We start from the raw sequence: 22,399 nt of genomic DNA on the forward strand, positions 1-22,399 counted from the left end.
GCTCCCCATTCCGAGCCCTTCTCGACACGGGTTAGCGTCGTCGCATCAGACGCGGTCGACCCGCGTAGGACCTCGAAACCGAAAGGGATACACCTCATGGCGAACATGAACGTCACCTACGGAGAGATGACCGACGCGGCCAACCGCCTCATCTCCGGCAAGGACGACATCACGGCGAAGCTGCACGAGCTGCAGAGCCTTGTCAACAACCTCGTCAACGGCGGCTTCGTCACGGACTCGGCGTCCGGCGCGTTCCACTCGTCGTACGAGCAGTTCACCAAGGGCACGACCGACGCGGTCAACGGCCTCGACGGGATGAGCCAGTTCCTGACGAAGGCGGCCGACGCGCTGCAGAACGTCGACCAGGAGCTCGCCAAGGGCATCGGCGGCTGAGCCCGCCCCGGGGACGCCGACGCCGGCGTCCCCGGACCCCCTCCTCCCATCCACCGCTTCCGCCAGAAAGGACGGGTCTCGTGGCCGACCTCACCCTCGACCTGCAGCTGCTCGGGCAGCTGCGCGACGACCTCGACGCCATCGTCAAGGAGTTCAAGGACGCCGACGACTTCAGCGACGACGTCGCCAACGCGACCGGCCATGACGGCCTCCACGACCACGTCCGCGACTTCGCGCACAAGTGGAACGACAAGCGCAAGAAGATGACCGAGAACGTCGAGGCGCTGCAGAAGCAGATCGCCGCCATCACCGACGGGTTCACGAAGGTCGACGACCAGCTCGCCAAGGCGCTCGAGGACGCGCACGTCGAGCAGCAGAAGCAGAAGATCTGAGACGGACGATGAGCGATACCGAGTACCAGCCGCTGCAGGGCGACCCCGACCTGCTGAAGACCAAGGCGACGCACTATCAGAACATCGGCGAGGCGATCGCCCGCTCGGTGATCACCCTCCGCAAGATCCACGACACCGACTCCATGAAGAGCAAGGCGGTGGACGCGGTCCGCAGCTCCGCCGACGACGTCGCGGGCGACATCGACAAGGCGCACGACCGGTACCAGCAGACCGCCACCGCCCTCCTCGAGTACTCGTCGTCGCTGCGGACCGCCCAGGACGACGCCGCTCGCGCCATCACCGACATCGAGGCCAAGCAGACGGCCGCCCAGCACGCGCACACGGCCGCGACGACCGCTCAGCAGGACGCGGACTCCGCCACCGACGCCGACAAGTCCGACAAGGCCACCGCCGCGACGAAGGCCGCGGACGCGGCCGACACCGCCGACTCGGAGCTCCGTGCGGCGCAGAGCAAGTGGCACGACGCCGAGAACGCGAAGAACCAGGCCGCCGACAAGGCGATCGGCCTCATCAACGAGGTGGTCTCCGGCTCGAAGAAGCACGGCCTCGAGGACTCCTGGTGGGACAACTGGGGCAGCAAGCTCCTCAGCGTCGTCAAGTTCATCTGCGACATCGCCGGGGTGCTCTCGATCTTCCTCGCCTGGGTCCCGTTCCTGGGTCAGGCGCTTCTCCTCCTGGCTGCGTTGGGCGCCCTCATCGACCTCGTCTCCGCGATCGTGGCCAAGGTCCAGGGTGACGGCTCGTGGGGCGACATCTTCATGGCCGCCGGCATGGCGGTCCTCACGATCTTCGGCGGCAAGCTCTTCGCCCTCGCCGCGAAGCAGCTCAAGGCGGCCGCGATCGTGTCGACCGGCGTCAAGGGCTCGAAGGCGCTGCGCGAGCTGCAGGGCGTCAGCAAGGGCAGCAAGGAGTTCATGAGCTTCAAGGCCGCGCAGAAGACGCTGCGGAAGCCGCTGACCTCGGCCTTCAAGGCCCCGTTCCGGCGCTCGGAGGCCGACTTCGCCCTCATGAGCAAGTTCAAGAGCGGTGAGCTGACCGGTCCCGAGGCGCTCACCAAGGCCTTCAAGTCGGCATTCCCCAAGCCGGAGTTCGACTGGAAGGGCGCCCTCGGCATCAACAAGGACCTGCTCGCGGCCGCGAACATGGCCAAGGACTCCCGGGTCATCGTGTCGACCGGCATGAAGGTCAAGGCGGTGGCGCTGACGGGTTTCCAGATGTACACGACCGAGCAGAAGATCGCCGGGCTCGGCAAGGACATCACCGGGCAGGATCCGATCGACCTGGCGAAGGACGGCCTCGGCTTCGCGGGCGGCAGCTACGACAAGGGCCCGGAGGTCATCGGCAGCGTCCGTGACCTGGTCGACGACTTCAAGTGACGCCGGGACAGGGGATCATGGCACGCGTGCACGACATCGCCGACTTCCGGCTCGGACTGCCTGATGAGTGGTACCCCATGTCGATCGAGGACGACGCGTGGGCGACCGGCCTCGCGGCCGAGCTGACCGACGACCCCGAGGCACGCCTGCGGCTCACGGGCGAGCTCGAGTCGGCGCGCCGCGCGTTCGCCGCGATGAACGACCCCCTCGTGCGGGCGGCGGTCTGGGTCGGCGAGCCGGACACGGGCCACGCCGATGCGGCGATGGTCTTCGCCATGGCCGATGTGGAGGAGGCCGGCGAGCCCGGCGAGTACGAGCGGTTCCTCGCCTCCTACGCCGGCACGACCGTCAGCGAGGACTTCTACTACTCGGTCAGCACCTGGCGATCCGCGGTCCCCGCCGGCGAGGTCGTCGGCTCGCACAACCTGATCGCTCACCCCGGTGCCGACGCGGCCGAGGGGTCCCTGCTCGAAGAGCGGACCGTGATCGCGGTCTACCCGCCGGGCTCGGCCCAGGCGGTGCAGTTCGTCTTCTCAGCCCAGGGCCTCGGGTCGTTCGAGAACATGCCGGAGCAGACCCAGGCCATCGCGGCCGGGCTCAGCGTGGCGCTGGAGGGCTGATGGCCGACGTGACCCGCTCCGTGGCGGCGCCGGGCGGTGGCGACTACTCGCTCATCCTGCCCGGGGCGTGGGTGGCATTCGCGCTGCGCGATCAGGACGACGTGAAGCGCCGCGTGACGGCTCTCGTCCGCAAGCAGCTCGGCCGCGCCGACCGCCTGGCCCGCCAGCGGCGCGAGGTGACCGCCGAGATGCTGGAGACGGCGCGGCGCGCGCGGGAGGCCGGCTGCTCCGCGATGTACATGGCGCTCGAGATCCTGCCCGGCATCCCCTTCCCGGCGGCGATCCTGGCCGGTGAGATCGACTGGCCCCCGATCGCCACCGACCCCGCCGGCGGGGTCGAGGAGGCGCTCGCGACGGGCTTCCCCGGCAGCGACATCGTGCCGCACCGCATGGGGCCGGCCGCGCGCTCGGTCGAGTTCGGGACGCAGGAGGTGGGCGCGCAGACGACGCCGACCATGCGGGCGCAGTTCAGGATCCCGTATCCGGACGCGTCGCGACTGCTCGAGTTCACGGTCTCGACGCCGATGATGGTCGATGCCGATTTGTGGGCGGCGCTGTTCGACGAGATCATCGACTCGATGACCTGGTCCCGTGCTGCCCGCGAGACGGCGAATGCCGCGCCGACCGTCTGAGGCCGAGCTCGCCGAGCGGCGGGCACGGAACATCGCGGCGCGGCGCCGAAGCGGCGCCCGCATGTCGGTCGTGGGCGTCGTCGCCGCGACGCTCGCGCTCGCGAGCCTCGTGGGCGGTGGGCTGGTGCTCGATGCCGGGGCGCGCGCCCGCCGGGCCGGGGCGCCGGTCGACACCCTGGAGGCGCTCCGCACGGCCGCGTCGACCGCGCTCATCATCGTGCCCGGCATCCTGTTGCTGCTCGCCATGATCCTGCTGATCGTGGGCGAGCAGTTCCGACGCGGCGAGTGGGGGCCGAATCCCGCGCCGCCCGACACCCGCCTGCCGACCGCGACCAACGTCAGCCGCTTCCGGCTCCTGCCGCTGGGCTGGCACGTCCTGTGGGTCGCCCTCGGCGCGATCGTCTGCATCGCGCTGGTCGCGATCCCCGCGCTGTCCTACGTCACCGGCGCCTGGCCGCACGCCTCGACCAGCGGCGACGACTTCACGGGCGGGTGGATCATCTACGGCGCCCTCGGATTCGGCATGACCTGTGCGGGGATCGCGTCGGTGATCAAGAAGACGACGTGGCTGTCCACCGTCGCACGGCACCCGGAGCGCCTGCAGGGCGGGTCGGGACGCGCGTTCTGGCGCGTCGTCGACTACCGCTGGCGCTTCGACCTCTGGGCCACCGGGATCGGCGGCACGCTCGTCGCCTTCTCCGTCACGGCACTGCCGCCGGTCCTCGCGGGCGAGGCCGGCTCGGGAGCGCTGCTCGCCGCGCTGGTCGCCTCCGGCGTCGTGCTGATCGTGCTCGGCGTCCTGGCGGCCACGCAGTTCTGGCGCGCGGGCGAGTCGCTGGGATCGGGCGAGAGCCTGTCCTGATGCCGGCGGTCAGGCGCCGGGCGTCTCCGACCTCCGCCGGGCGGCCCGGCTCGCCACATCCTGGGCGCCGTCGGCGACGCGACGACCGATGCGGCGGCTCGCCTCGGCGGCCTGACGACCGGCCTGGGACACCTGCTCCGTGACCGCCGGCGGGATCGCGTCGGTGGCCGTGCGCGCCACGCGGCTGCCCCAGCGGCGCACCGCCGCCACCCGGTAGCGGCTCAGCAGCCGACGCCTGCGCCCTGCGGAGGCCGCCGCCTCGCCGAGCACCTCGTCGACCTCGTTCCATAGCGCCTCGACCTCCTCGTCGGGGACCTCGGCCCCCGCGAAGACCGCACCGTCGGTGCGCTCGGCCAGTCCCGTCACGGCCGGCGATGTCACCGGCGCGAGCTCGCCCGCGGCCATCCGCCGCGTCGTGCGCGGAGCGGGCTGCGGGTAGCCGAGCTCGCTCAGGCGGTCGACGAGTTCGTCCCACGCTCCGCCCGCCGCGAGGTCGCCCCCGGGCGCCCGTCGTCGCCGCGCCCGGCGCCGCTTCAGCAGCCAGACGATGAAGGCCGGCAGCAGGATGAGAGCGGCCGGGATGAGCACGGCGAGAGCGAGCGCGACGACCCAGCCCGGCAGCAGGAACGGGGAATCGTCCTTCTTGTCGGAGTCGGTGATCTGCACCGGCGTCACGAGGTCGTCGTTGTTGTTCTGCGTGCGCGGAGGCTGACGCACCTGCGGCTGCGGCACCGACTGCGGCTTCGGCTGCTGCTGCTGCGGGACATCGGTGTCGGTCGGGGTCGGGAAGAACGGGATCCAGCCCACCCCCTGGAAGTCGACCTCCACCCAGGCGGTCACGTCGTTGCCGGTCACCGTGACGGTGCCGCCGCCGTCCGGCACCTTGGGCGCGAAGCCCATGACGACGCGGGCGGGCGCGTTCAGGCTCCGGGCCATGAGCGCCATGAGCGAGGAGTACTGCTCCTGGTCGCCGACCATATGCGCCGACGTCACCATCTCGGCCATGCGGTCGGCGCCCTCGCCGGCGCGCGACGGCGACTGGTCGGAGGCCGTGCCGTGGCTCAGGAACCCGTTGGTCTTCAGGTACTTCTCGACGGCGCGCAGCTTGTCGATCGGCGAGCGCTCGTCCTTCGTGATGTCGGCCGCCTTGGCCCGCACGGTGTCGGGGATGTCGGTGATCGGCGGCTGCTGCAGGGTCGCGACGGGCGTCTGCTGGAGCGACTGGTCCGGCGGGAGCTTCTGGTCGGTCGCCGCGAGCCGGTACTGCTGGCCCTTCTGCAGACCCGTCGTCAGCACGGTGGTGCCGGTGGCGCCGTTGTAGCGCACGTTCGCGAGGTCGGCGCGGGGCCCTCCCCCGAAGTCCAACGTCGTCGCGTACCCGGTCGACGGCACCCAGACGTCCTGGTAGCCCAGCACCGACACGTCGATGGACGTCGAGCCCGACGACTCCACACCGACGCCGGGCTTCGGGAAGTCGCGCCCGACGAGCCGGAACTCGCCCGACGCGTCGGTCGACTGCTGCGCTCCGGCCACGCCCCAGACGACGCCGTCGTAGGCGTCCATGGTCGCGATCCGCAGCTTCTCGTCGCTCTTCAGGCCGCCCACCCTGAAGAGGTCGGTGTCGTGCAGGTCCTTCGTGTAGTGCCGGAAGCCCGCGAGGGGCGCCGGGTAGTCGAGCGGCTCGAACGGGGGCTGGACCTCCTGGCGCAGCACGAACCGATGGGAGGAGCTCGGGGCGAGGAGCGCACCGCCGACCGCGCCGACCGCGATCGCGCCGAGAACCAGGATCGCGGTGCCGATCAGCTTGCGCCGCAGCAGCATCCGCCCGCCCGCGACCGCGATGCCGCCGCCCAGGGGCCGCCGCCAGCCCAGCCAGATGAGGGCGATCGCGGCGAAGGCGACGCCGCGCACCGCCGCGAAGTAGGGCTCGTCCGTGCCGAGCAGAACGCCGGCGGCGTAGACGACGACCGGACCCACGAGGAGGAGCCCGAGTCGCCACACCGTGCGGCGCCGGCCGGGCAGCCAGCGGGTCGCCAGCGTCGCGCCGACGAGCATGACGAGCCAGGTCGCCACGAACGCGACCACGTCGATGTAGTACGGCAGGCTCACCGGCGGCCGGAGCGTGACGATATCCGCCCAGCCGAACACCGCGCCGACGGCGAGGCCCGCGAGCGTCTGCAGCGTCGGGAGCACGAATCCGAGGGCGGCGGTCGGCATCGAGAACGCCGAGCCGAGCAGGAAGTAGGCGACGATCGCCGTCGCCGTCGTGACGAGGGCGCCGAGCCGATAGCGCGCGGCGACGACCGCGACCCCGCCGCCGACCAGGAGGCCGCCCACGCCGGCGAGCAGGTAGCCGAGGTCGCGGAAGGCCGGACCGAAGCCGAGGAGCCCGATGAGGGTCAGGACGGCGACGACGCCCATGTCGGCCCAGGCGCGTCCGGCGATCGTGCGCGGGGCGACGGCGCCGGCGCGCGCAACACGGCCGGGCGCGGACGCGGCGGCCGTCGCCTCCGTCGCGGCGGTCACGAGACCCTCCGCACCAGGCGGGACAGGTCGTCCAGCTCGCCGACGGTGCCGATCCGCAGGCCGCGGACGACGTCGAGCCGCGTGGGCACGCCGAGCTCGGCGCGGAATCCGACCGTCCGCACCTCGGAGCCGAACAGGCGCTGGACGCCGCGGATGCCGCCGACCGGGGTCCGGGATCCGCCGACCACGATCACGACGCTCGGGTCGGGCAGCTGCGCCGTGGTGTCGCGGGCCATGTCGCGGAGGCTGCGGAACGCGCTCGACACCGGCTCGAGCCGGCAGCTGTCGTCGAGCATCGTCGTGATCGTGCGGGTGCGCAGCTGCCGCGACTCCGCCACGACGCTCAGCTTGTTGCCGTCGCGGAGCACCTGCTGCGCGAGCGACGCCATGACCGAGACGCCGAGCTCGAACTCGTCGTCGCCTCCCCAGTGGCCTCGGTGGTCGTCGAAGACGATCGTGAGCTGCGAGCGCCGGGTCTCCTCGAACTGGCGCACCATGAGCTGGCCGGTGCGGGCGGAGGTGCGCCAGTGCACGTTCCGCAGCGGGTCGCCCGGCTGGTAGGTGCGCAGCGCGTGGAACGAGATGTCGCTGTTGACGATCGTCTTCGTCGTCTCGCCCTCGAGGTCGCGGATGAGGCCGGCCGCGGAGGGGGCGAGCGGCGCCGTGAGCGGGTGCACGAAGAGCTCGACCGGCTCGCTCCACCGCAGCGCCCGCCGCAGCAGGCCCAGCTGGTCGCCGCGCACCGAGACGGCCGGCCCGGCGACGATGACCGCACGCCGGTTCGTCGGGATCGCGAACAGCTCCTCGTGCTCGGCGCCGGGCTGCAGGGGGCCGATCACGAACTCCGCGAGGCCCGCCCCGACCGGGAGCTCCATGCGCGAGGGCGCGGACCGCTTCTGCCCGATGTTCGCGACCACCATCCGCCCGAGGGCGCGATCGCCCGCGGTGACCCGGCGCGGCGTGAGCTCGATGAGGACGTCGTAGCTGCCCCGGCCGAACACGAAGGCGACGGCCACGAGGAGCCCCGCGACGAGCGTGATCGCGAGGTAGACGAACTCCTGCCAGCCGAGCACGAAGCCGATGATCGCGCTGCCGACGGCCGCGGCGATCACGAGCCAGCCCATCGTGCTGACGATCGCGAGGCGCGGGCCCAGCACGGCCGCGACCCGGCGCACGAGGTAGGCGACGATCCGCCACAGCGTCCGCAGCCGGTCGCCGGCGTCGCGGGCGCGCTCGGCCCACGCCGACGACCGCGGTGACGTCGGGCGCGGGGACGACGGCCGCGGGCCGGGCGCGGCGGCGGCGGTCATGCGGCGCGGGTGGCCGGGGGCTCGATGTCGGAGAGGATGCGGGTGATCACGTCGATGCCGGTGGTGCCGGCGAACTCGGCCTCCGGGTCGACGATGACGCGGTGCGCGAGCACCGGCACGGCGAGCTCGCGCACGTCGTCCGGGATGACGTAGGGGCGGCCGTTGGACAGCGCCCATCCCTTCGTGGCGCGGGCGAGGGCCATGGCGCCGCGCATCGAGACGCCGAGCGTGACGTCGTCGCGCGAGCGGGTCGCCGAGACGATCGCGTTGACGTACTCCATGACGCTCGGCTCGACGTGCACGTCGCCGACGAGCTGGCTCATGCTCGAGACGGAGCTCGCGGCGATGATCGGCTTGACGAGGTTCGCGCGCGCGCGGTCGGACGGGTCGAGCAGCAGCGAGAGCGCGGTCGCGTCGTCGGGGTAGCCGAGCGAGGTCTTGATGAGGAACCGGTCGAGCTGCGCCTCCGGCAGCGTGTACGTCCCGGCCTGCTCGATGGGGTTCTGCGTCGCGATGACCATGAACGGCGACCCCACCGGGTAGCCGACGCCGTCGACCGTGACGACTCCCTCCTCCATGACCTCGAGGAGGGAGGACTGCGTCTTCGGCGAGGCGCGGTTGATCTCGTCGGCGAGCACGATCGACGCGAAGACCGGGCCCTTGTGGAACTCGAACACGCCCTTCGACTGGTCGTAGATCGTGACGCCCGTCACGTCCGAGGGCAGCAGGTCGGGCGTGAACTGGATGCGCGAGTGGGTGCCGTCGATCGTGTTGGCGAGCGACTTGGCGAGCACGGTCTTGCCCGTGCCGGGGTAGTCCTCGAGGAGCACGTGCCCGTCGCTCAGGAGCGCCGTGAGCACCAGCCGGATCACCTGCCGCTTGCCGAGGATCGCCTGGTCGATGTTGTCGACGAGCTTGCCGAACGCGTCGGCGAACCAGGTCGCCTGCTCCTGGGTGACGGGCATTGTCGTGGGGTCTCCTGCGGCTGGTGGTCGGATGTCGGGCTAGGGCGTTCGGCCGGTGTCGGGCAGGGAGTCCCAGCCGGTGAAGTTCGGGGTCGTGTAGTAGACCGTGCCGGTGGCCGAATTGGTCACCCGCACCTGGATGTTGTCGCTGTTGCGGGTGCCGAGGCCGTTCTGCAGCGTGAGGTTGCCGCTTCCGCTCAGCGTCGTGTGCGTGACGTAGAAGCCGCCCGCGTCACCGTTGATCGTGGTCACGACGTCGTAGGTGCCCGCGGCGAAGTTCTGGTACGAGATGCCGACGTAGTGGCAGCCGCTGCAGTAGTTGACGGAGGCGCCCTTGTAGACGTTGCCGCTCTTGGCGGGGGGCTGCACGTTCTGCGGCGTGACCGAGTTGGACGTCGATACCGGGCCCGCGGTGCCATTGCCGACGGCCCGGACGCGCATCGTGTACTGCGTCCCGAAGTCGCCCTGGAAGGTGTCGCCCGAGTTGTGCGCCGTCCATCCGCCACCGTTGATGGAGACCTGGTAGCTGACTGCGACGTTGGACTTGGCGGCGCTCCAGCTCATCGTGACGGTGCGGTCGCCGTCGGCTCCCTTGCTCAGACGTGCGTTCGGCGGAGCGCCGGGGGTCGAGGTGGCGCTGTTCGACGCGGAGCTCGCACCGCTGGTGAGCCCACCTGCGTTGGTCGCGGTGACGGTGAACGTGTAGGCCTTGCCCAGCGGCAGGTTGGCCGTCGCACTGGTCCCGGACACCTGTCCCGTCAGACCCGTGTTGGCGCGCCACGTGTAGTGGTCGATGGCGCGCCCGTTGCCGTTGGCGCCGCCCCACGACAGAGCGATGTCGCCCGAGCCGTCTTGGGTACCCGAAGCGGACACGGAGGACGGCGGCGACGGGTGCCCGAAGGGCACCGCCCCGTTGCTCGCCGGCGACGCCTGGCCGTTGCCCAGGACGTTCCGCGCGAACACCGAGAAGTTGTAGGTCTTGCCGTTCGTGAGGCCCGTGATGGTGGTCTGGCTCGTGTCGGCGCCGACCGTCACCTCCTGCGGACCGCCGATGACGTGATAGTCCAGGATCGGCTCGCCGTTGCTCGCGGGGATCTTCCACGAGATCGTCACCGCGCGGTCGCTCTCCTGCACGATCGTGGGTGCCGGCTGGATCTGCGCCGGAACGTCGCGCACGGTCACGAGCAGACGTCCGGTCACGTCGCGGCTCGGGTCCTCGGTCGCGTCGCGCACGGTGTACGTGATGCTGACGACGCCGATGAACGAGGCGTCGGGGCGCACGGTCACGTCGCCCGACGAGGTGAAGCTCACGCTCGCGGAGGTCTGGGCCGAGTTGTCGACCTTGGCGGCGGTCAGCTGCAGCGGCTTGCCCTGGTCGCTGAACGGGTTGTAGTCGTTCTGCAGCACGTTCACGGTGACGGGCTTGGCGCGCTGCGCCTTCACATCGTCCTCGATCGCCTGCGCCCGCGGGCGGGTCGAGGGCACGGTGACGACGTGCACGGTGCCGGGCACGGTGTAGTCGCGGTAGCGGATCTGGAACTTCAGATCGGCGGTCGTGCCGACGCGCGTGCCCTGCGGTGACGAGACGCTGAGCGTGCCGCCGTTCAGCGAACCGGAGACGAAGTCGGTCGTGCCGGTCAGGTCGCCGTACTGGAACTGCGAGATGACGTTGCGGTTCGGATGCGCGGTCGCGGCCCGCAGGTCGACCTGCTTCGCCGGCTCCCCCGCCTCGATCTGCACCGTCATCGTCGTGAACGACGGCGCGACGTCCGACTGGTCGGGGTTGCCGACCGTGAGCGGCATCGTGATGAGGGCCTTGCGCCCCGTCGGATCGGCGGCGGAGTCGCCGTCGGTGACCTGGAAGGTGATCGCGGTCTCGCCGCGGAACCCCTTCTGCGCGGCGAAGCGGATGGTGTTCTTGTCGACCACGAGCGACGTTCCGTCGCTGCCCGGCGCGTTGACGAGCTGCGGGTCGCTGATGATCGCCGGCCGCCCTGAGGGCACCACGAGGATGTCCTTGAGCTTCCACTGCTCCTCGCCGTTCTGCGGGATGACGGGATGCGTCCCCGGCTTGAGGTACGGCGGCGGCGAGTACTCCGACCCGGCACGCGGCGGCACGATGATGAACGCCTGAGCGCTCAGCGAGGGATCGGTGGGGTCGGTCACCTTGTACGCGATCGCGACCCGCTGGTCCTGCGCGTGCACGGTGATCTTCTGCCCGCTCACGTCGCCGAGGTCGCCGTTCGGGCCGCTGGTGGCGATCTTGAGCGCGGAGTTCTCGCCGTTGGGGTTCTGGATGAGCTTCGCCACGTCGACCGTGTAGCTCGAGCGGTTCACGAGGTCGTCCGGCGAGATGTACTCGTCCTCGGCGGTCGGCGGCATGATCCGCGCGTTCTTGTCGACGCGCACGATGATGAACGCGTCGTCCTGGCCGCCCTGCCCGTTCGAGATCCGGTAGCCGACGTTGTACGAGCCCTCGGTCTTCGGCGCCCCGATGATCACGCGACTGCCCTCGACCTTCGCGGTCAGGCGCTTGTCGACGAGCGTGAGCTTCTTGTCGAGCGTGATCGCGTAGCCGTTGGGGTCCGAGTCGTTCAGCAGCGGCTGCACCGCGATCGTCTTGCCCGGCCGCACGGAGACGGTGTCGTCGACCGCGTTCGGCGGCTGCGACTCGGCGGCGCGCGGGATGACGCCGATCCGCACCTCGCCGATGACCGTCTTGCCGAGGGTGTCCTCCACCGCGTAGCGGAACGTGTCGGTGCCGCTCGACTTGACGTAGGCCTCGTAGGTGAAGTGGTCGCTCGCCGTCGCGACGATCCGGCCGAGCTGCGGCGGGGTCGTGACGCCGACGAGCGTGACCGAGTCGCCGTCCGGGTCGATGCCGTTGAGCGGCACGTCGATGCTCACCTTCGACCCCGAGAAGGTGCGGGCGGTCTGCGGGCTCGGTTCCGGCGGACGGTCGGTCTTGGGGTCCATCGCCGTCACGGTGAAGGTGACGGTCGCGTCGGCGGCCTCGCCGTACTGGTCGACGGTGCGGTAGACGGCGGAGTACACGCCCGCCTTCTTGGGCGCCTGGTACCGCACGGTGTCGCCGGAGACGAACACGACCCCGTCGCCGGCGCCGCGGGTGTCGACGAGCTGCGGCGCCACGCTCAGCTGCGCCTGATCCGGGCTCGTGTCGTTGGCGAGCACGTTCACGGTCGCGATGTCGCCGGCGCGCACCGTGACGTGGTCGTCGACGGCGATCGGCGGCTGCCGGTCGACCACGGGCGGGACGGGCACGATCGTGACGCCCGCGACGGCGGTCGCGATGCCGTCCGACACCGTGTAGGTGAACTGGGTCTGCCGGTTCAGCGCGGCGGAGTCGCTGATGCGGATGACGGTGTTGCCGAGCGTCTCGACCTTGACACCCGGGTCGAGCGCCGAGGTGTCGACCGACTGGATGGCGAGCACGGCGCCGGACGGCGACACGTCGTTGTCGAGCACGTGCACCTCGGTCGACTGCCCCTGGCGCAGGTACGCGGTGTCGGTCACCGCGACGGGCGGGATCGCCTTCTCGGGGCGCGGATCGAAGTCGACGCGCACGAGACCCGTCGAGGTGCTCGGACCGGCGCCGAGCGCGTACTGGAAGTACACGGCGCCCGCGGACGACGACGTCACGTCGATCGTCCCCGCGTCCAGATTCGGCGTGACCGTGGCGCCCCCCGGCACGTCCTTGACCCCGAGCAGCTGCAGCGCCTGCCCGTTCGGCGAGGTGTCGTTCTGCAGCGGGGAGATCGTGACCGTGTCGCCCACGAAGCCCTGCCCGAAGTCCGGGGTGCCGACGGGGTCCAGCGATCCCGCCGGCTTCACGTCGACGGTGAGCTCGCCGGGCGCCTGGGCGCGGCCGTCCGAGACGATGAAGTTGACGGTCTTGACCCCGACCTGACCGCTCGTCGCCTGGAAGGTGACCGTGCCGTCCGGGGTGTACCGCACCTGGTCGCCGGAGGCCGCCGTCGCGTTCTGCAGCAGGATGTCGTCGCCGTCCGGATCCTGGAAGTCGCGCAGCACGTTGTACGTGATGGTCTGCCCGTCCTCGACGCTCACCGCGGCCTTGCGGTGCGACACGGGTGCGGAGTTCTGGTCCGGCGGGACGACGTGCACGTCGACCGTCGTCTCGGCCGTGCCGTTCGGCCGGCCGTCGCTGATCGTGTAGCGGAAGGAGGCGCTGCCGGCCGCATCGGCCGCGGGCGTGAACTGCAGAGCACGGCCGCCGTCGATCGGGTCGAGGTGGCCGAGCGACTCCGGAATGGCGGTGAAGTCGGTGATGACGAGCACGTCGCCGTCGGGGTCGGTGTCGTTGTCGAGCACCGGGAGGATGGTGGTGCGGCCGGCCCGGACGCCGAAGGTGTCGGGGTTGGCGGTCGGCGGGTGGTTGACCGCGGTCCGCTTCGCCAGGGTGTCCTCGAACGACTCCACGCTCGACTTGGTCTTGTCGACCTGGTCGTTCTGCTGCTCCTTGGGCGGCGTGACCTCGGACCAGTTGTCGACGAGGTGGAGCGAGTCGGCCATGACCCAGACGTTGCCGGTGTCGAGGTTGTTGAGGGCCACCACGTGCCCGTTGACGCGGAAGGCGAGCTCGTCGCCCGAGGTGTTCTGCTCGATCGTCTCCCGGATCGGCTTCTTGCCGTCGCACGCGAGGACGTACCGCTGGGAGGAGCCCCACGCGCCGTGCGCGCACCCGTCGACCCAGACCGGCGCGATGGCGCCGTTGCCGGAGGCGGAGTCCGGGATGTCCGCCGCGATCCGGGTGACGGATCCGCCGCCGAGCGGCACCTCCATGAGCTCCGCGCGCCCGGCCACGACGACGTAGCCGTTCCGGGCCCCCGCCTGCTGCAGCTTCAGCCCCGGGGCCGGCAGGTTGACGGTCGGACCGCCGACCACCGTGAGCTTCTTCGACCCCGGTTCGAGGACGACCGCCGTGTCCCCCACCGACGTGATCTCGTTGTCGCGCGGGATGTCGGCCCCCGTCGAGGTGGGCCGCGATCCCGGCCGGTCGATCTGCACGATCCGCCCGGTCTTCGGCGCCGTCGCGATGACGACCCCGTCCGGTGTGACCGTCGCGTGAGCGCCCGCGCCGAGCGTGATGTCGGGGTGGCGGGTGTGCGGGTCGAAGCTCAGCTGATTGGTGACGTCGACCGACCAGAGGCGGCCGTTCGCGGGGTCGACGATGGCGAGGGTGGATCCCCCGAGCGTCACCTCCGCGCCCTTCGGCAGGTCGGCGCGCTGCTCGAGCGTGGTGAACGCGGGATCGATCCGCTCGATCGTGTTCGCCGTGCGGTTGATCAGGAAGACGTCCTTGCCCTGCTGCACGACGTCCATCGACGCCGTCGTCGCCTGCACGGAGGCGTCGAGCTCGTCGATCTGCCGGTTGAGTCGGCCGCCGAGCTCGAGGTGCGAGTTCGTGACCCAGACGTCGCGCTGGGTGAGGTCGACGTCGGTGACCGGGAAGCCGTGGTAGAGCGCCGCGACGGTCAGCGGAACGCCCGCCGCGACCGCGATGACGGTGCCCGAGGCGACCGTCTTGCGGCCGCGCGACCATCCGCGCAGCCAGCGCAGCATTCGGCACCCCCGCAGCGGATCAGACGTCGGATTCGTCGCATGTCGAACGACGCTCGACGGTAACACGGGGCCTCTCCGTGCTCGAATGGGGAGGACTCCCCATCGCGTCAGTCCTCAGCAGTCTCCCGGGCTGCCTCGTCGAGGAGCGGCAGGTCGGCGACCGAGACGAGGTGGCTGGCGACGGCGTACTCGACGAGCCGCGCCCGACGTCCGGTCGCGATCCGGCCCGGTCCGCCGCGGAGTCCCGGCACGCCGAGCTTGTCGAGCTTCTCGCAGACGTTGTCGAGCTTGCGGTTGAAGGTCGTCATCGACCAGCCGAGCCGCTTCGCCGCGTCGGCGGAGGCGGGGATGGCGCCGCGGCCCGGTACCGATTGGGTGAGCACGCCCTCCGCGAGAGCGAGCACGAGCTGCCGTTGCGAGCGGGTGAGGGTCACGGGCATGATCGTCGTCGCGCTGGAGTGGGGGGTCGCCGAGGTACTGGTGTTGAAGAAGTCCGCCTCGGTGCGGATCGTGAAGTCGTAGGTCGTGGAGCCGGCGCTGAACATGACGTGCATCGTCGGGAACACGATGGGCAGCTTCGCCCCCGGCGCGAGCCAGGCCTGCACCTGGCCGGTCCCGTCGCTGACCGTGGCGGACAGGAGACTGCCGACGTTGGCGAGCCACCACATCTCGTACTCGACCCGCAGCGCGAGGAAGTGCCGGTGCAGGTAGGGGTTGTCGTCGATGCTGAGGTCGGCCTCGCGCCCGACCGTGAACTCCTCGCCCGGCTGGACGACGTACTCCTCGCCGACGAAGTCGACGGTGAGCGTGCCGAGGGCGGGGGCGTCGGTCATGCGGAGCATCCCGTCGTCGGCTCGGACGTGCGCCCGTCGGGCGCGATCGTGTTGAGGCGCACGCAGACGCGCTGACCGGGGGTGACGCCCGTGCGGACAACAACCGGATCCTTCACCCCGGTGCGCGATTCCGGGTCCTCGGCCGGCGCCCACTGGTAGCCGGCCGCGTTGGGCACCGGCGCGAACGTGAAGGTCACGGAGGTGCCGTCGGCGCTCGGTTGGGCGCTGAGGAACTTCGGCGCCTGCGGGGCGCCTCCGATGACGGCGCTCGACCCGGATCCGGTGGGGCTCGGCTGCGGCTGCGGCCGGCCGGCGGTCACGCCGATCGACACGGCCACGGCGACCGCGACGACCACGAGCCCACCAACGGCGATGAGGGCGGCCGGGCGCGGGCGGCGGCGCGGTGATCCCGGATCCATCGCGGGCTCGGCGGCGGGCTCCGCGGGAGCGGATGACGGGGCGGGCTCGGAGCGTCGTGGGTGGAGCACGGTCTGCTCGAGGACGGGGGCCGACGCGCTCGACGCGGCCGGGGGCTGGGCGGCGACGGTCGCCACCCCGCGGACGCGCGTCTCCGGCAGGTCGGCGGCGACGCCCGCAGCGGGAGGCACGGCGACCGGCGGCACGATGACGGGCTGCGGGGCGATCGGCTGCGCCGCGATGACGCTGACCCCGCCGAGCCGCGTCTCGGGCGCGTCGTCGCTCGGCGGCGCCGGCTCGTCGTCGTCGGAGCCGCCCGCCGAGGGCAGCTCGATCCCGGTCGGCGCGTAGCCGAGCTCCAGCTCGACCCGCTGGAGCGCTCGCGCGAAGTCGACCGCCGACTGGTAGCGGTCGGCGCGGCGCACGGCCATCCCGCGCGTGAGCACGGCGATGAGCGAGGCCGGCACGTCGTCGCGATCCATCGGGGTGATGGCGCCGCGTTCGATGCGCCCGATGAGGTCGAGCGTGCCGTTCGGCCGGCCCGGGACCTCGAACGGCGTCCGAGCGGCGAGGAGCGTCCAGATCGTCGCGGCGAGCGAGAACACGTCGGAGCGGACGTCGGGATCCGGATCGTCCTCGAACATCTCGGGCGGCGACCACGGCACGCTCATGCCGACCGACTGACCGGTCGCGCCGGTCTCCTCCCCGCGCAGCATGCCCGACGTGGTCGTGTGCACGGGCAGCTCGTCGACGGCGGACGAGATCCCGAAATCGGTGAGTGCGGGCCAGCCGTACTCGTTGGTGAGCACGTTCGCCGGCTTGATGTCGCGGTGCAGGATCCCCGCCGCGTGCGCCGTCGCGACCGCGCTCGAGAGCCGGACCCCGGTGCGGAGCGCGTCGACGACCGAGAAGCGCTGCCTCTTGTACTGCTCGCTGAGGCTGGGGCCCGCGCAGTACTCCATGACGAAGTAGGGCCGCTCGTCGGGCGTGATGTCGGCGGAGTGGATCGTGACGATGAACGGATGCGCCGACAGCTGCGCCATGAGGTTCGCCTCGTCGACGAAGGCGCGGCGCGCGGCCGGGGTGAGCTCGTCGGCCAGCAGCACCTTGACGGCGACCTGGCGGCGCGGCAGATGCTGACGGTAGAGGAAGACATCCGAGAACCCGCCCGCGCCGAGCAGCCGCTGGTACTCGTAGCCGGGCAGCTCCGGCGGCGGCGAGGCGACCCGCCTCATGCGCCGGCCCCGTCGAGCTGCTCCTCGACGACGAGCTTCGTCGCCCCGAGGTCGACGACCGTGCCCGGGATCACCGGGGTCGGCTCGTCGGCGCGCAGCAGCTGCGGCGGCTTCCCGGGCAGCACGACGTTGGTGCCGTTGCGCGAGCGCAGGTCCGTCACGACGACGGTGTCGCCCTCGAGCGCGATGCGGACGTGGCTCCGGGAGACGTCGGGGTCGCCCTCGAGCGGGACGAGGCGCGGCATCCGGCCGTCGACGACCCGCGCCGTCGGCGCCCGGCCGAGGATGAGCTCGCCGTCGATCGGCTCGCGGCGGTCGCCGGGGAGCACCAGGGCGAAGCGACGGGTGGCGGCGGCCGCGGCGATCTCGTGTGCGGCGGGCCGCGGACGCTCCGAGCGGCCCGGGATGGTGCCGCTCAGGACGGTCTCGCCGTCGTGGTCGCCGTCGTCGGCGGGATCCTGCGGGGCCGGCGACGCCGAGACCAGGTCGCTCGGGGCGGGGGGCGCGTCGGGAGCCGGCTCCTCCTCCTCGTCGACGGCGGGCCGCATGGCGGCGTCCTCGACGGGGCGGATGATCGTCGACTCGAAGAGGCGGTCGTAGCCGAAGCCGCCCTCCTCCGGCTCGACCATGGTGTGCTCGGGGACCGGGGTCGGGGCGGGCGCCAGGGCCGGCGGGGGCGCCGGGACCGCGACCGGCGCCGCGACGACGACCGGCTCGGGGGCGGGCACCGATGCGGGGGACGGCTCGGACGGGACCACCGACTCGGCCCGCGGCGCGGCGGCGGGCGTCGCGCCCCCGGTCAGTTCGATGCGGGTCCCGAACACCGCGCCGCGCTCGAGCGGCAGCGCCGTGCCCGCCTCGACGCCCGGGGCGGCGAGCTCGACGCACGCGCCGTCGAGCTCGTGCTCGAGCCAGGTGCGGGCGCCCTGCCCGGTGAGCTCGCGGCCGTCCGCCCGGACCACCGCGGCGCCGCGGACCACCGCGTGCCGGGGGTTGCCGCTCGCGTCGGTCGCCACGAGGGCGAACCCGGGCACGTCGCCGAGACCCGCCCCGGCGAGGACCTCGAGCACCGCCTCGACCGGGTCGGCGGCGCCGAGCGCCGTGAGCAGCGCGTCGGCCCGCTCGGGGCCGCCGTCGACGAGGAGCGCGCCCGAACCTCCGACGACCGCCAGCCAGCGGCCGCCCGGATCGGAGGTGACGCGCGCGGTCACGAGATCCCCCGCGGCAGCGTGTCCTCGAGCTCGCGCGGGCGCTCGCGCGTGCCGGTGCCGACGATCGGGTCCTCGGCCGATCCCGGCGTCTCGACGACGATAGCGGTCACGTTGTCGCGCCCGCCGGCGGCGAGCGCCGCGTCGACGAGCGCGTCCGCGAGCGAGCCGTCGCGGCTCGAATGGGAGGCGAGGAGGTGCTCGATGCGCTCCAGGGGAAGCTCCTTGGTCAGGCCGTCGGAGCAGACGACGAACGTCTGCCCGGGGGCGTAGGGCAGCAGCCAGACGTCGACCTCGACGGTGTCGAACGGCCCGACCGCGCGGGTGATCGTGTTGCGCTCGGGGTGCTGATCGGCGTCGACCGGGTCGAGCGCCCCCGCGTCGATGAGCTCCTGGACCACGGAGTGGTCGACGGTGAGCTGCGTGAGCGCGCGGCCGTTCCAGCGGTAGACGCGGGAGTCGCCGACGTTGACGAGGGTCCAATGGATCTCGCCGCCGGGCCCCGTGGTGACGGCGAGGCCGGTGAGCGTCGTGCCGGACAGAGCCTCTGCGCCGAGCGCGTGCACGGCGGCGTTCGCGGCGTGGACGGCGGCGACCAGCTCGGCCGCCGTGGTCGGCCCGTCGGCGGCGATCGCCGCGTCGATGACCTCGATGGTCCGACGGGAGGCGACGTCGCCGCGGTCGTGTCCGCCCATCCCGTCGGCGACCAGATAGAGCGGGAACCGGGCGAGGACGCTGTCCTCGTTCACCGCACGCACATGGCCGAGCTCGCTGCGGGCACTCGCACGCGGCGGCTCGTCGCGCGGAGCCGAGGAGGGAGCGCTCACCCGCTCCATTGAACACCCCTCCCGCGCGGGTTCGAGCAGCGCTCGGCTGCGATCCAGCCGAGGTCGTCCCTCACGCCGCCGTCCCGCCGGTATCCGGGACCGCGTCGAGCAGCCCCAGATCGTCGACGGTGACCAGCCGCGTCGCGACCGCATGCTCGACCAGCCGCAGGCGACGGTTGGTCGCCAGATTGCCGCGACCGCCGCGGAGCCCGGTCACGCCGATCCGGTCGAGCTTCTCGCAGACGGTGTCGAGCTTGCGGTTGAAGGCCGTGAGCGTCCAGCCGAGACGGTCGGCGGCCTCCGCGGAGCCCGGGATCTCGGCGCGGCCGGTCGGCCGGTCGCGCAGCAGCGGCTCCGCGAGCGCCACGATCAGCCGGCGCTGACCGCGGGTGAGCGGCACGTGCCCGACGAGGTCCGCCGTCGGCGTCGAGGCGGTCGGGGTCGTCGCGACCGGGGGGCCGAAGACCGGGGCGTCGCTCGAGACCTCGAGCTCGTAGTTCGCGGTTCCCGCCGCGAACACGATGCGGGTCCGATCGAAGACGAGCGGGAGCCGCGTGCCGGGCGGCAAGGAGGCCTGGAGCTGTCCGCTGCCGTCGGTGAGGCGCGCGGAGAGCCGCCCGGTGTTCTCGATCCACCAAAGGCCGCCCTCGATGTGCAGGCGGAGGAAACGGCGCTGGACGTACGGGTTGTCGTCGACGGTCAGATCCGCGTCGCGGCCGATCGAGAACTCGGAACCGGGCGCCACCTCGGCGCGGACGTCGCCGTAGCGCACCTGCAGCGTGCCGAGCGCCGGCGGTTCGGTGACGACCTCAGCGGGCGCCGCGACGACAGCCACCGCCCCGCTGCGCAGCGCCATCTACGGCCTCCTCGGCCTCGTATCCTCGAGCTCGTTCCCCGGTGTCCGGTCGAGAGTCTGCTCGTCGATCGGCGAGTCCGCCAGACCCACGAACTCGGGGCGCACGACCACCGCGGTGACGTTGTCGCGGCCGCCCGCGGCGACGGCGGCGGCGACCAGCCCGTCCGCGTCCGCCCCCTGGTCGAGCAGCTGCGCGATCCCCCGGTCGTCGAGCTCCTTGGTCAGCCCGTCGGAGCAGATCAGCAGAACCGGGGCCGGGCCGGGCAGGCGCAGATCGAGCACCCGGACGTCGGGCAGCACCGAATCGTGCGCTCCCAGCGCGCGGGTGACGACGTTCCGATCGGGATGGAACTCCGCCTGCTCGGCGGTGATCACGCCCGCGTCCTGCAGCTCCTGCACGAGCGAGTGATCGGTGGTGAGCTGGTGCAGCGCGGCACCGTCCCACCCGTAGACCCGGGAGTCCCCGACGTTGACGAGCAGCCACGACGCGGGCTCGACCAGGATGACGGCGGACAGGGTCGTCCCCGCGATGCTCCCCGCGCCGATCGTCTCCGCCCCGACCGACTCGGCGCCCGCGCGGACGTCGTCGCCGACCGCGCGCACGTCGGCGTTGGCGACGCGCACGGCGTCGCGCACGCTGCCCGGATCGGACGGACCGCCCGATCCGATGAGGGCGCGCAACGCCTCGATCGCCGCGCGACTCGCGCGGTCGCCGGCCGCGTGACCGCCCATCCCGTCGGCGACCGCGAACACCGGGGCCTCGGCGAGCAGGGAGTCCTCGTTGACCGCGCGCACCGTCCCGCGGTCGGTCGCGGCGCTCACCCGCAGCACCAGTTCGCCGGCGGGCAGCGCGATCCTCTGCACGCTCTCCGTCATCGTGGTCTCCGTCCGGCCCAGGGTGCCGCAGCGATCGCCGACCAGCCATGCGCCGGATCGACCGTCTCGTCGAGGACAGACGATACCGGCGCCGGATCGGCGGCGGGTCCTACCCTCCCGAGACCGCGCCGACCACGAACGCGGTCACGATCGCGGCGAGCGCGATGAGGGCCAGGCCTCCGAGCGCGATGCCGACGAGGAGGCCGACGCGGCCGCGGCGCATCGACGACGCGAGCCCGAGGGCCGCGCTCGGCCCGGCGGCGGGGAGGGGCGCGACACGCGAGGACGGCGCCCCGGGTGCCGCGTGCGCGACCGGCGACGGCTGATCGGCCGCCCGCGGGGGAGCGTCGTGCGGCACCGGCGCCGGCGCGGGGGGCTCGGAGGACGGGAGCTCGATGCCCGTCGGCGCGTACCCCAGCTCGAGCTCGACCCGCTGCAGCGCTCGCGCGAACTCCATCATGCTCGGCCAGCGGTCCTCCCGTCGCGGGGCGAGCCCTCGCGCGAGAGCCGCCTGCAACGACGCCGGGAGGTCGGTGCGGGTCATCGGCGTGACCTCGCCCCGCTCGATGCGCTCGATCAGGTCGAGCTGCCCGTTCGGACCGCCGGGCACCTCGAACGGCGTGCGCCCCGCGAGCACCGTGTACAGCGTGGCGGCAAGCGAGAACACGTCGGATCGCACGTCGGGCTCCGGGGCCTCGTCGAACATCTCGGGTGGCGACCACGGCACGCTGAGCCCCGGCCCCTCGGGGTCGGGCTCGCCGCTCGGGTGCTCCGCCGAGGCTGCGTGCGCGGGGTCGGGGCCTCCCCCGCCGAGGCCGACCTGCTCGAAGACCGTGGCGATGCCGAAGTCCGCCAGCGCCGGCCAGCCGTAGTCGTTGGCGAGCACGTTGGCGGGCTTGATGTCGCGGTGCAGGATGCCGGCACCGTGCAGCGTGGCGACGGCGCCGGCGATGCGGATGCCGGTGCGCAGCGCGTCGGCGACCGTGAGCGGCTTGCTCTTGTAGCGCTCCGCGAGATTCGGGCGGGAGCAGTACTCCATGACCAGGTAGGGTCGGCCGTCCGCCGCGATCCCCGCCTGATAGATCGTGACGATGTACGGATGCGTCGAGAGCGCCGCCATGAGGTTCGCCTCGCGGACGAAGGCGGCGCGCACGGCGTCGGTCAGCTGCCCCGTGAGGACCTTCACCGCGACCTGGCGCCGGGGCAGCTCCTGCTCGTAGAGGAAGACATCGGAGAACCCGCCGATCCCGAGCACCCGCACGGGCGTGTACCCGTCGAGGACGGGTGGAGCGGCCGGGTCGCGCTGCACGGGGTCAGGCTAGCGGAGGCGGGTCCTGACGACCCGAGCGTGTGTTGTGGCCTCGAATCGTGGGGGTGCGGCGGCCGGCCGGGGGGGCGGCCCCCCGGGGGGCCCACAACGACCGGTGGGGCCCCCGCCAGGATAACCGC

17 protein-coding genes are annotated in these 22,399 nt (G+C 72.3%); 6 read left to right on the plus strand and 11 right to left on the minus strand.

Annotation, left to right across the window (positions count from 1 at the left end):
- Positions 1 to 96 precede the first annotated feature (96 nt).
- The 6 genes from ACTHM3_RS15035 to ACTHM3_RS15060 all read left to right on the plus strand — a co-directional run bounded on the left by ACTHM3_RS15035 (position 97) and on the right by ACTHM3_RS15060 (position 4,296).
- On the plus strand, positions 97 to 393 hold the full coding sequence (locus ACTHM3_RS15035; protein ID WP_440407165.1) for a WXG100 family type VII secretion target: 297 nt from the start codon (positions 97 to 99) through the stop codon (positions 391 to 393).
- Between the two features lie 80 nt (positions 394 to 473).
- Positions 474 to 785 carry a hypothetical protein gene (locus tag ACTHM3_RS15040; protein ID WP_440407167.1) on the plus strand — a complete coding sequence of 104 codons (312 nt, stop codon included), beginning with the start codon at positions 474 to 476 and terminating at the stop codon, positions 783 to 785.
- Positions 786 to 793: 8 nt separating this feature from the next.
- Positions 794 to 2,182: a putative T7SS-secreted protein gene (locus ACTHM3_RS15045; protein WP_440407169.1), complete on the plus strand. Its 1,389-nt coding sequence runs from the start codon at positions 794 to 796 to the stop codon at positions 2,180 to 2,182.
- Between the two features lie 17 nt (positions 2,183 to 2,199).
- On the plus strand, positions 2,200 to 2,802 hold the full coding sequence (locus tag ACTHM3_RS15050; RefSeq protein WP_440407171.1) for a hypothetical protein: 603 nt from the start codon (positions 2,200 to 2,202) through the stop codon (positions 2,800 to 2,802).
- Positions 2,802 to 3,434, plus strand: a complete 633-nt coding sequence (locus ACTHM3_RS15055; protein ID WP_440407173.1) for a hypothetical protein — start codon at positions 2,802 to 2,804, stop codon at positions 3,432 to 3,434. Before ACTHM3_RS15050 ends, ACTHM3_RS15055 begins: the two co-directional genes overlap by 1 nt.
- Positions 3,435 to 3,495: 61 nt before the next feature.
- Complete coding sequence (locus tag ACTHM3_RS15060) at positions 3,496 to 4,296, plus strand: hypothetical protein (protein ID WP_440407175.1); 801 nt, start codon at positions 3,496 to 3,498, stop codon at positions 4,294 to 4,296.
- Between the two features lie 9 nt (positions 4,297 to 4,305).
- Here ACTHM3_RS15060 and ACTHM3_RS15065 read toward each other — a convergent pair whose 3' ends face one another.
- The 11 genes from ACTHM3_RS15065 to ACTHM3_RS15115 form a co-directional block, all read right to left on the minus strand.
- A complete protein-coding gene (locus tag ACTHM3_RS15065) occupies positions 4,306 to 6,822 on the minus strand; it encodes a transglutaminase family protein (protein ID WP_440407176.1) in 2,517 nt (838 codons plus the stop codon).
- Positions 6,819 to 8,132 (minus strand): DUF58 domain-containing protein, encoded by a 1,314-nt coding sequence (locus tag ACTHM3_RS15070; protein WP_440407178.1) that lies wholly within the window; start codon positions 8,130 to 8,132, stop codon positions 6,819 to 6,821. The genes ACTHM3_RS15065 and ACTHM3_RS15070 overlap by 4 nt, the downstream gene beginning before the upstream one ends.
- Complete coding sequence (locus ACTHM3_RS15075; protein ID WP_440407180.1) at positions 8,129 to 9,097, minus strand: AAA family ATPase; 969 nt, start codon at positions 9,095 to 9,097, stop codon at positions 8,129 to 8,131. The genes ACTHM3_RS15070 and ACTHM3_RS15075 overlap by 4 nt, the downstream gene beginning before the upstream one ends.
- A gap of 39 nt (positions 9,098 to 9,136) precedes the next feature.
- The gene (locus ACTHM3_RS15080; protein ID WP_440407181.1) at positions 9,137 to 14,698 is read right to left on the minus strand and encodes an Ig-like domain-containing protein; all 5,562 of its coding nucleotides are present in this window, start codon (positions 14,696 to 14,698) and stop codon (positions 9,137 to 9,139) included.
- Positions 14,699 to 14,805: 107 nt separating this feature from the next.
- Complete coding sequence (locus ACTHM3_RS15085) at positions 14,806 to 15,531, minus strand: hypothetical protein (protein ID WP_440407183.1); 726 nt, start codon at positions 15,529 to 15,531, stop codon at positions 14,806 to 14,808.
- Positions 15,528 to 17,183: a serine/threonine-protein kinase gene (locus ACTHM3_RS15090; RefSeq protein ID WP_440407185.1), complete on the minus strand. Its 1,656-nt coding sequence runs from the start codon at positions 17,181 to 17,183 to the stop codon at positions 15,528 to 15,530. The genes ACTHM3_RS15085 and ACTHM3_RS15090 overlap by 4 nt, the downstream gene beginning before the upstream one ends.
- Entirely contained in the window at positions 17,180 to 18,394 is a 1,215-nt protein-coding gene (locus tag ACTHM3_RS15095) for an FHA domain-containing protein (RefSeq protein ID WP_440407187.1), read from the minus strand. The genes ACTHM3_RS15090 and ACTHM3_RS15095 overlap by 4 nt, the downstream gene beginning before the upstream one ends.
- Positions 18,391 to 19,218: a PP2C family protein-serine/threonine phosphatase gene (locus ACTHM3_RS15100; protein WP_440407189.1), complete on the minus strand. Its 828-nt coding sequence runs from the start codon at positions 19,216 to 19,218 to the stop codon at positions 18,391 to 18,393. The genes ACTHM3_RS15095 and ACTHM3_RS15100 overlap by 4 nt, the downstream gene beginning before the upstream one ends.
- A 70-nt stretch (positions 19,219 to 19,288) precedes the next feature.
- Positions 19,289 to 20,074, minus strand: coding sequence for a hypothetical protein (locus tag ACTHM3_RS15105; protein ID WP_440407191.1), 786 nt, complete (start codon positions 20,072 to 20,074; stop codon positions 19,289 to 19,291).
- Positions 20,075 to 20,950 (minus strand): PP2C family protein-serine/threonine phosphatase, encoded by an 876-nt coding sequence (locus ACTHM3_RS15110; RefSeq protein ID WP_440407193.1) that lies wholly within the window; start codon positions 20,948 to 20,950, stop codon positions 20,075 to 20,077.
- 109 nt (positions 20,951 to 21,059) lie between these two features.
- Positions 21,060 to 22,259 carry a serine/threonine-protein kinase gene (locus tag ACTHM3_RS15115; RefSeq protein ID WP_440407195.1) on the minus strand — a complete coding sequence of 400 codons (1,200 nt, stop codon included), beginning with the start codon at positions 22,257 to 22,259 and terminating at the stop codon, positions 21,060 to 21,062.
- Positions 22,260 to 22,399: the final 140 nt, after the last annotated feature.

It is taken from the genome of Pseudolysinimonas sp., assembly GCF_051954455.1.
Classification (GTDB): Bacteria; Actinomycetota; Actinomycetes; order Actinomycetales; family Microbacteriaceae; genus Pseudolysinimonas.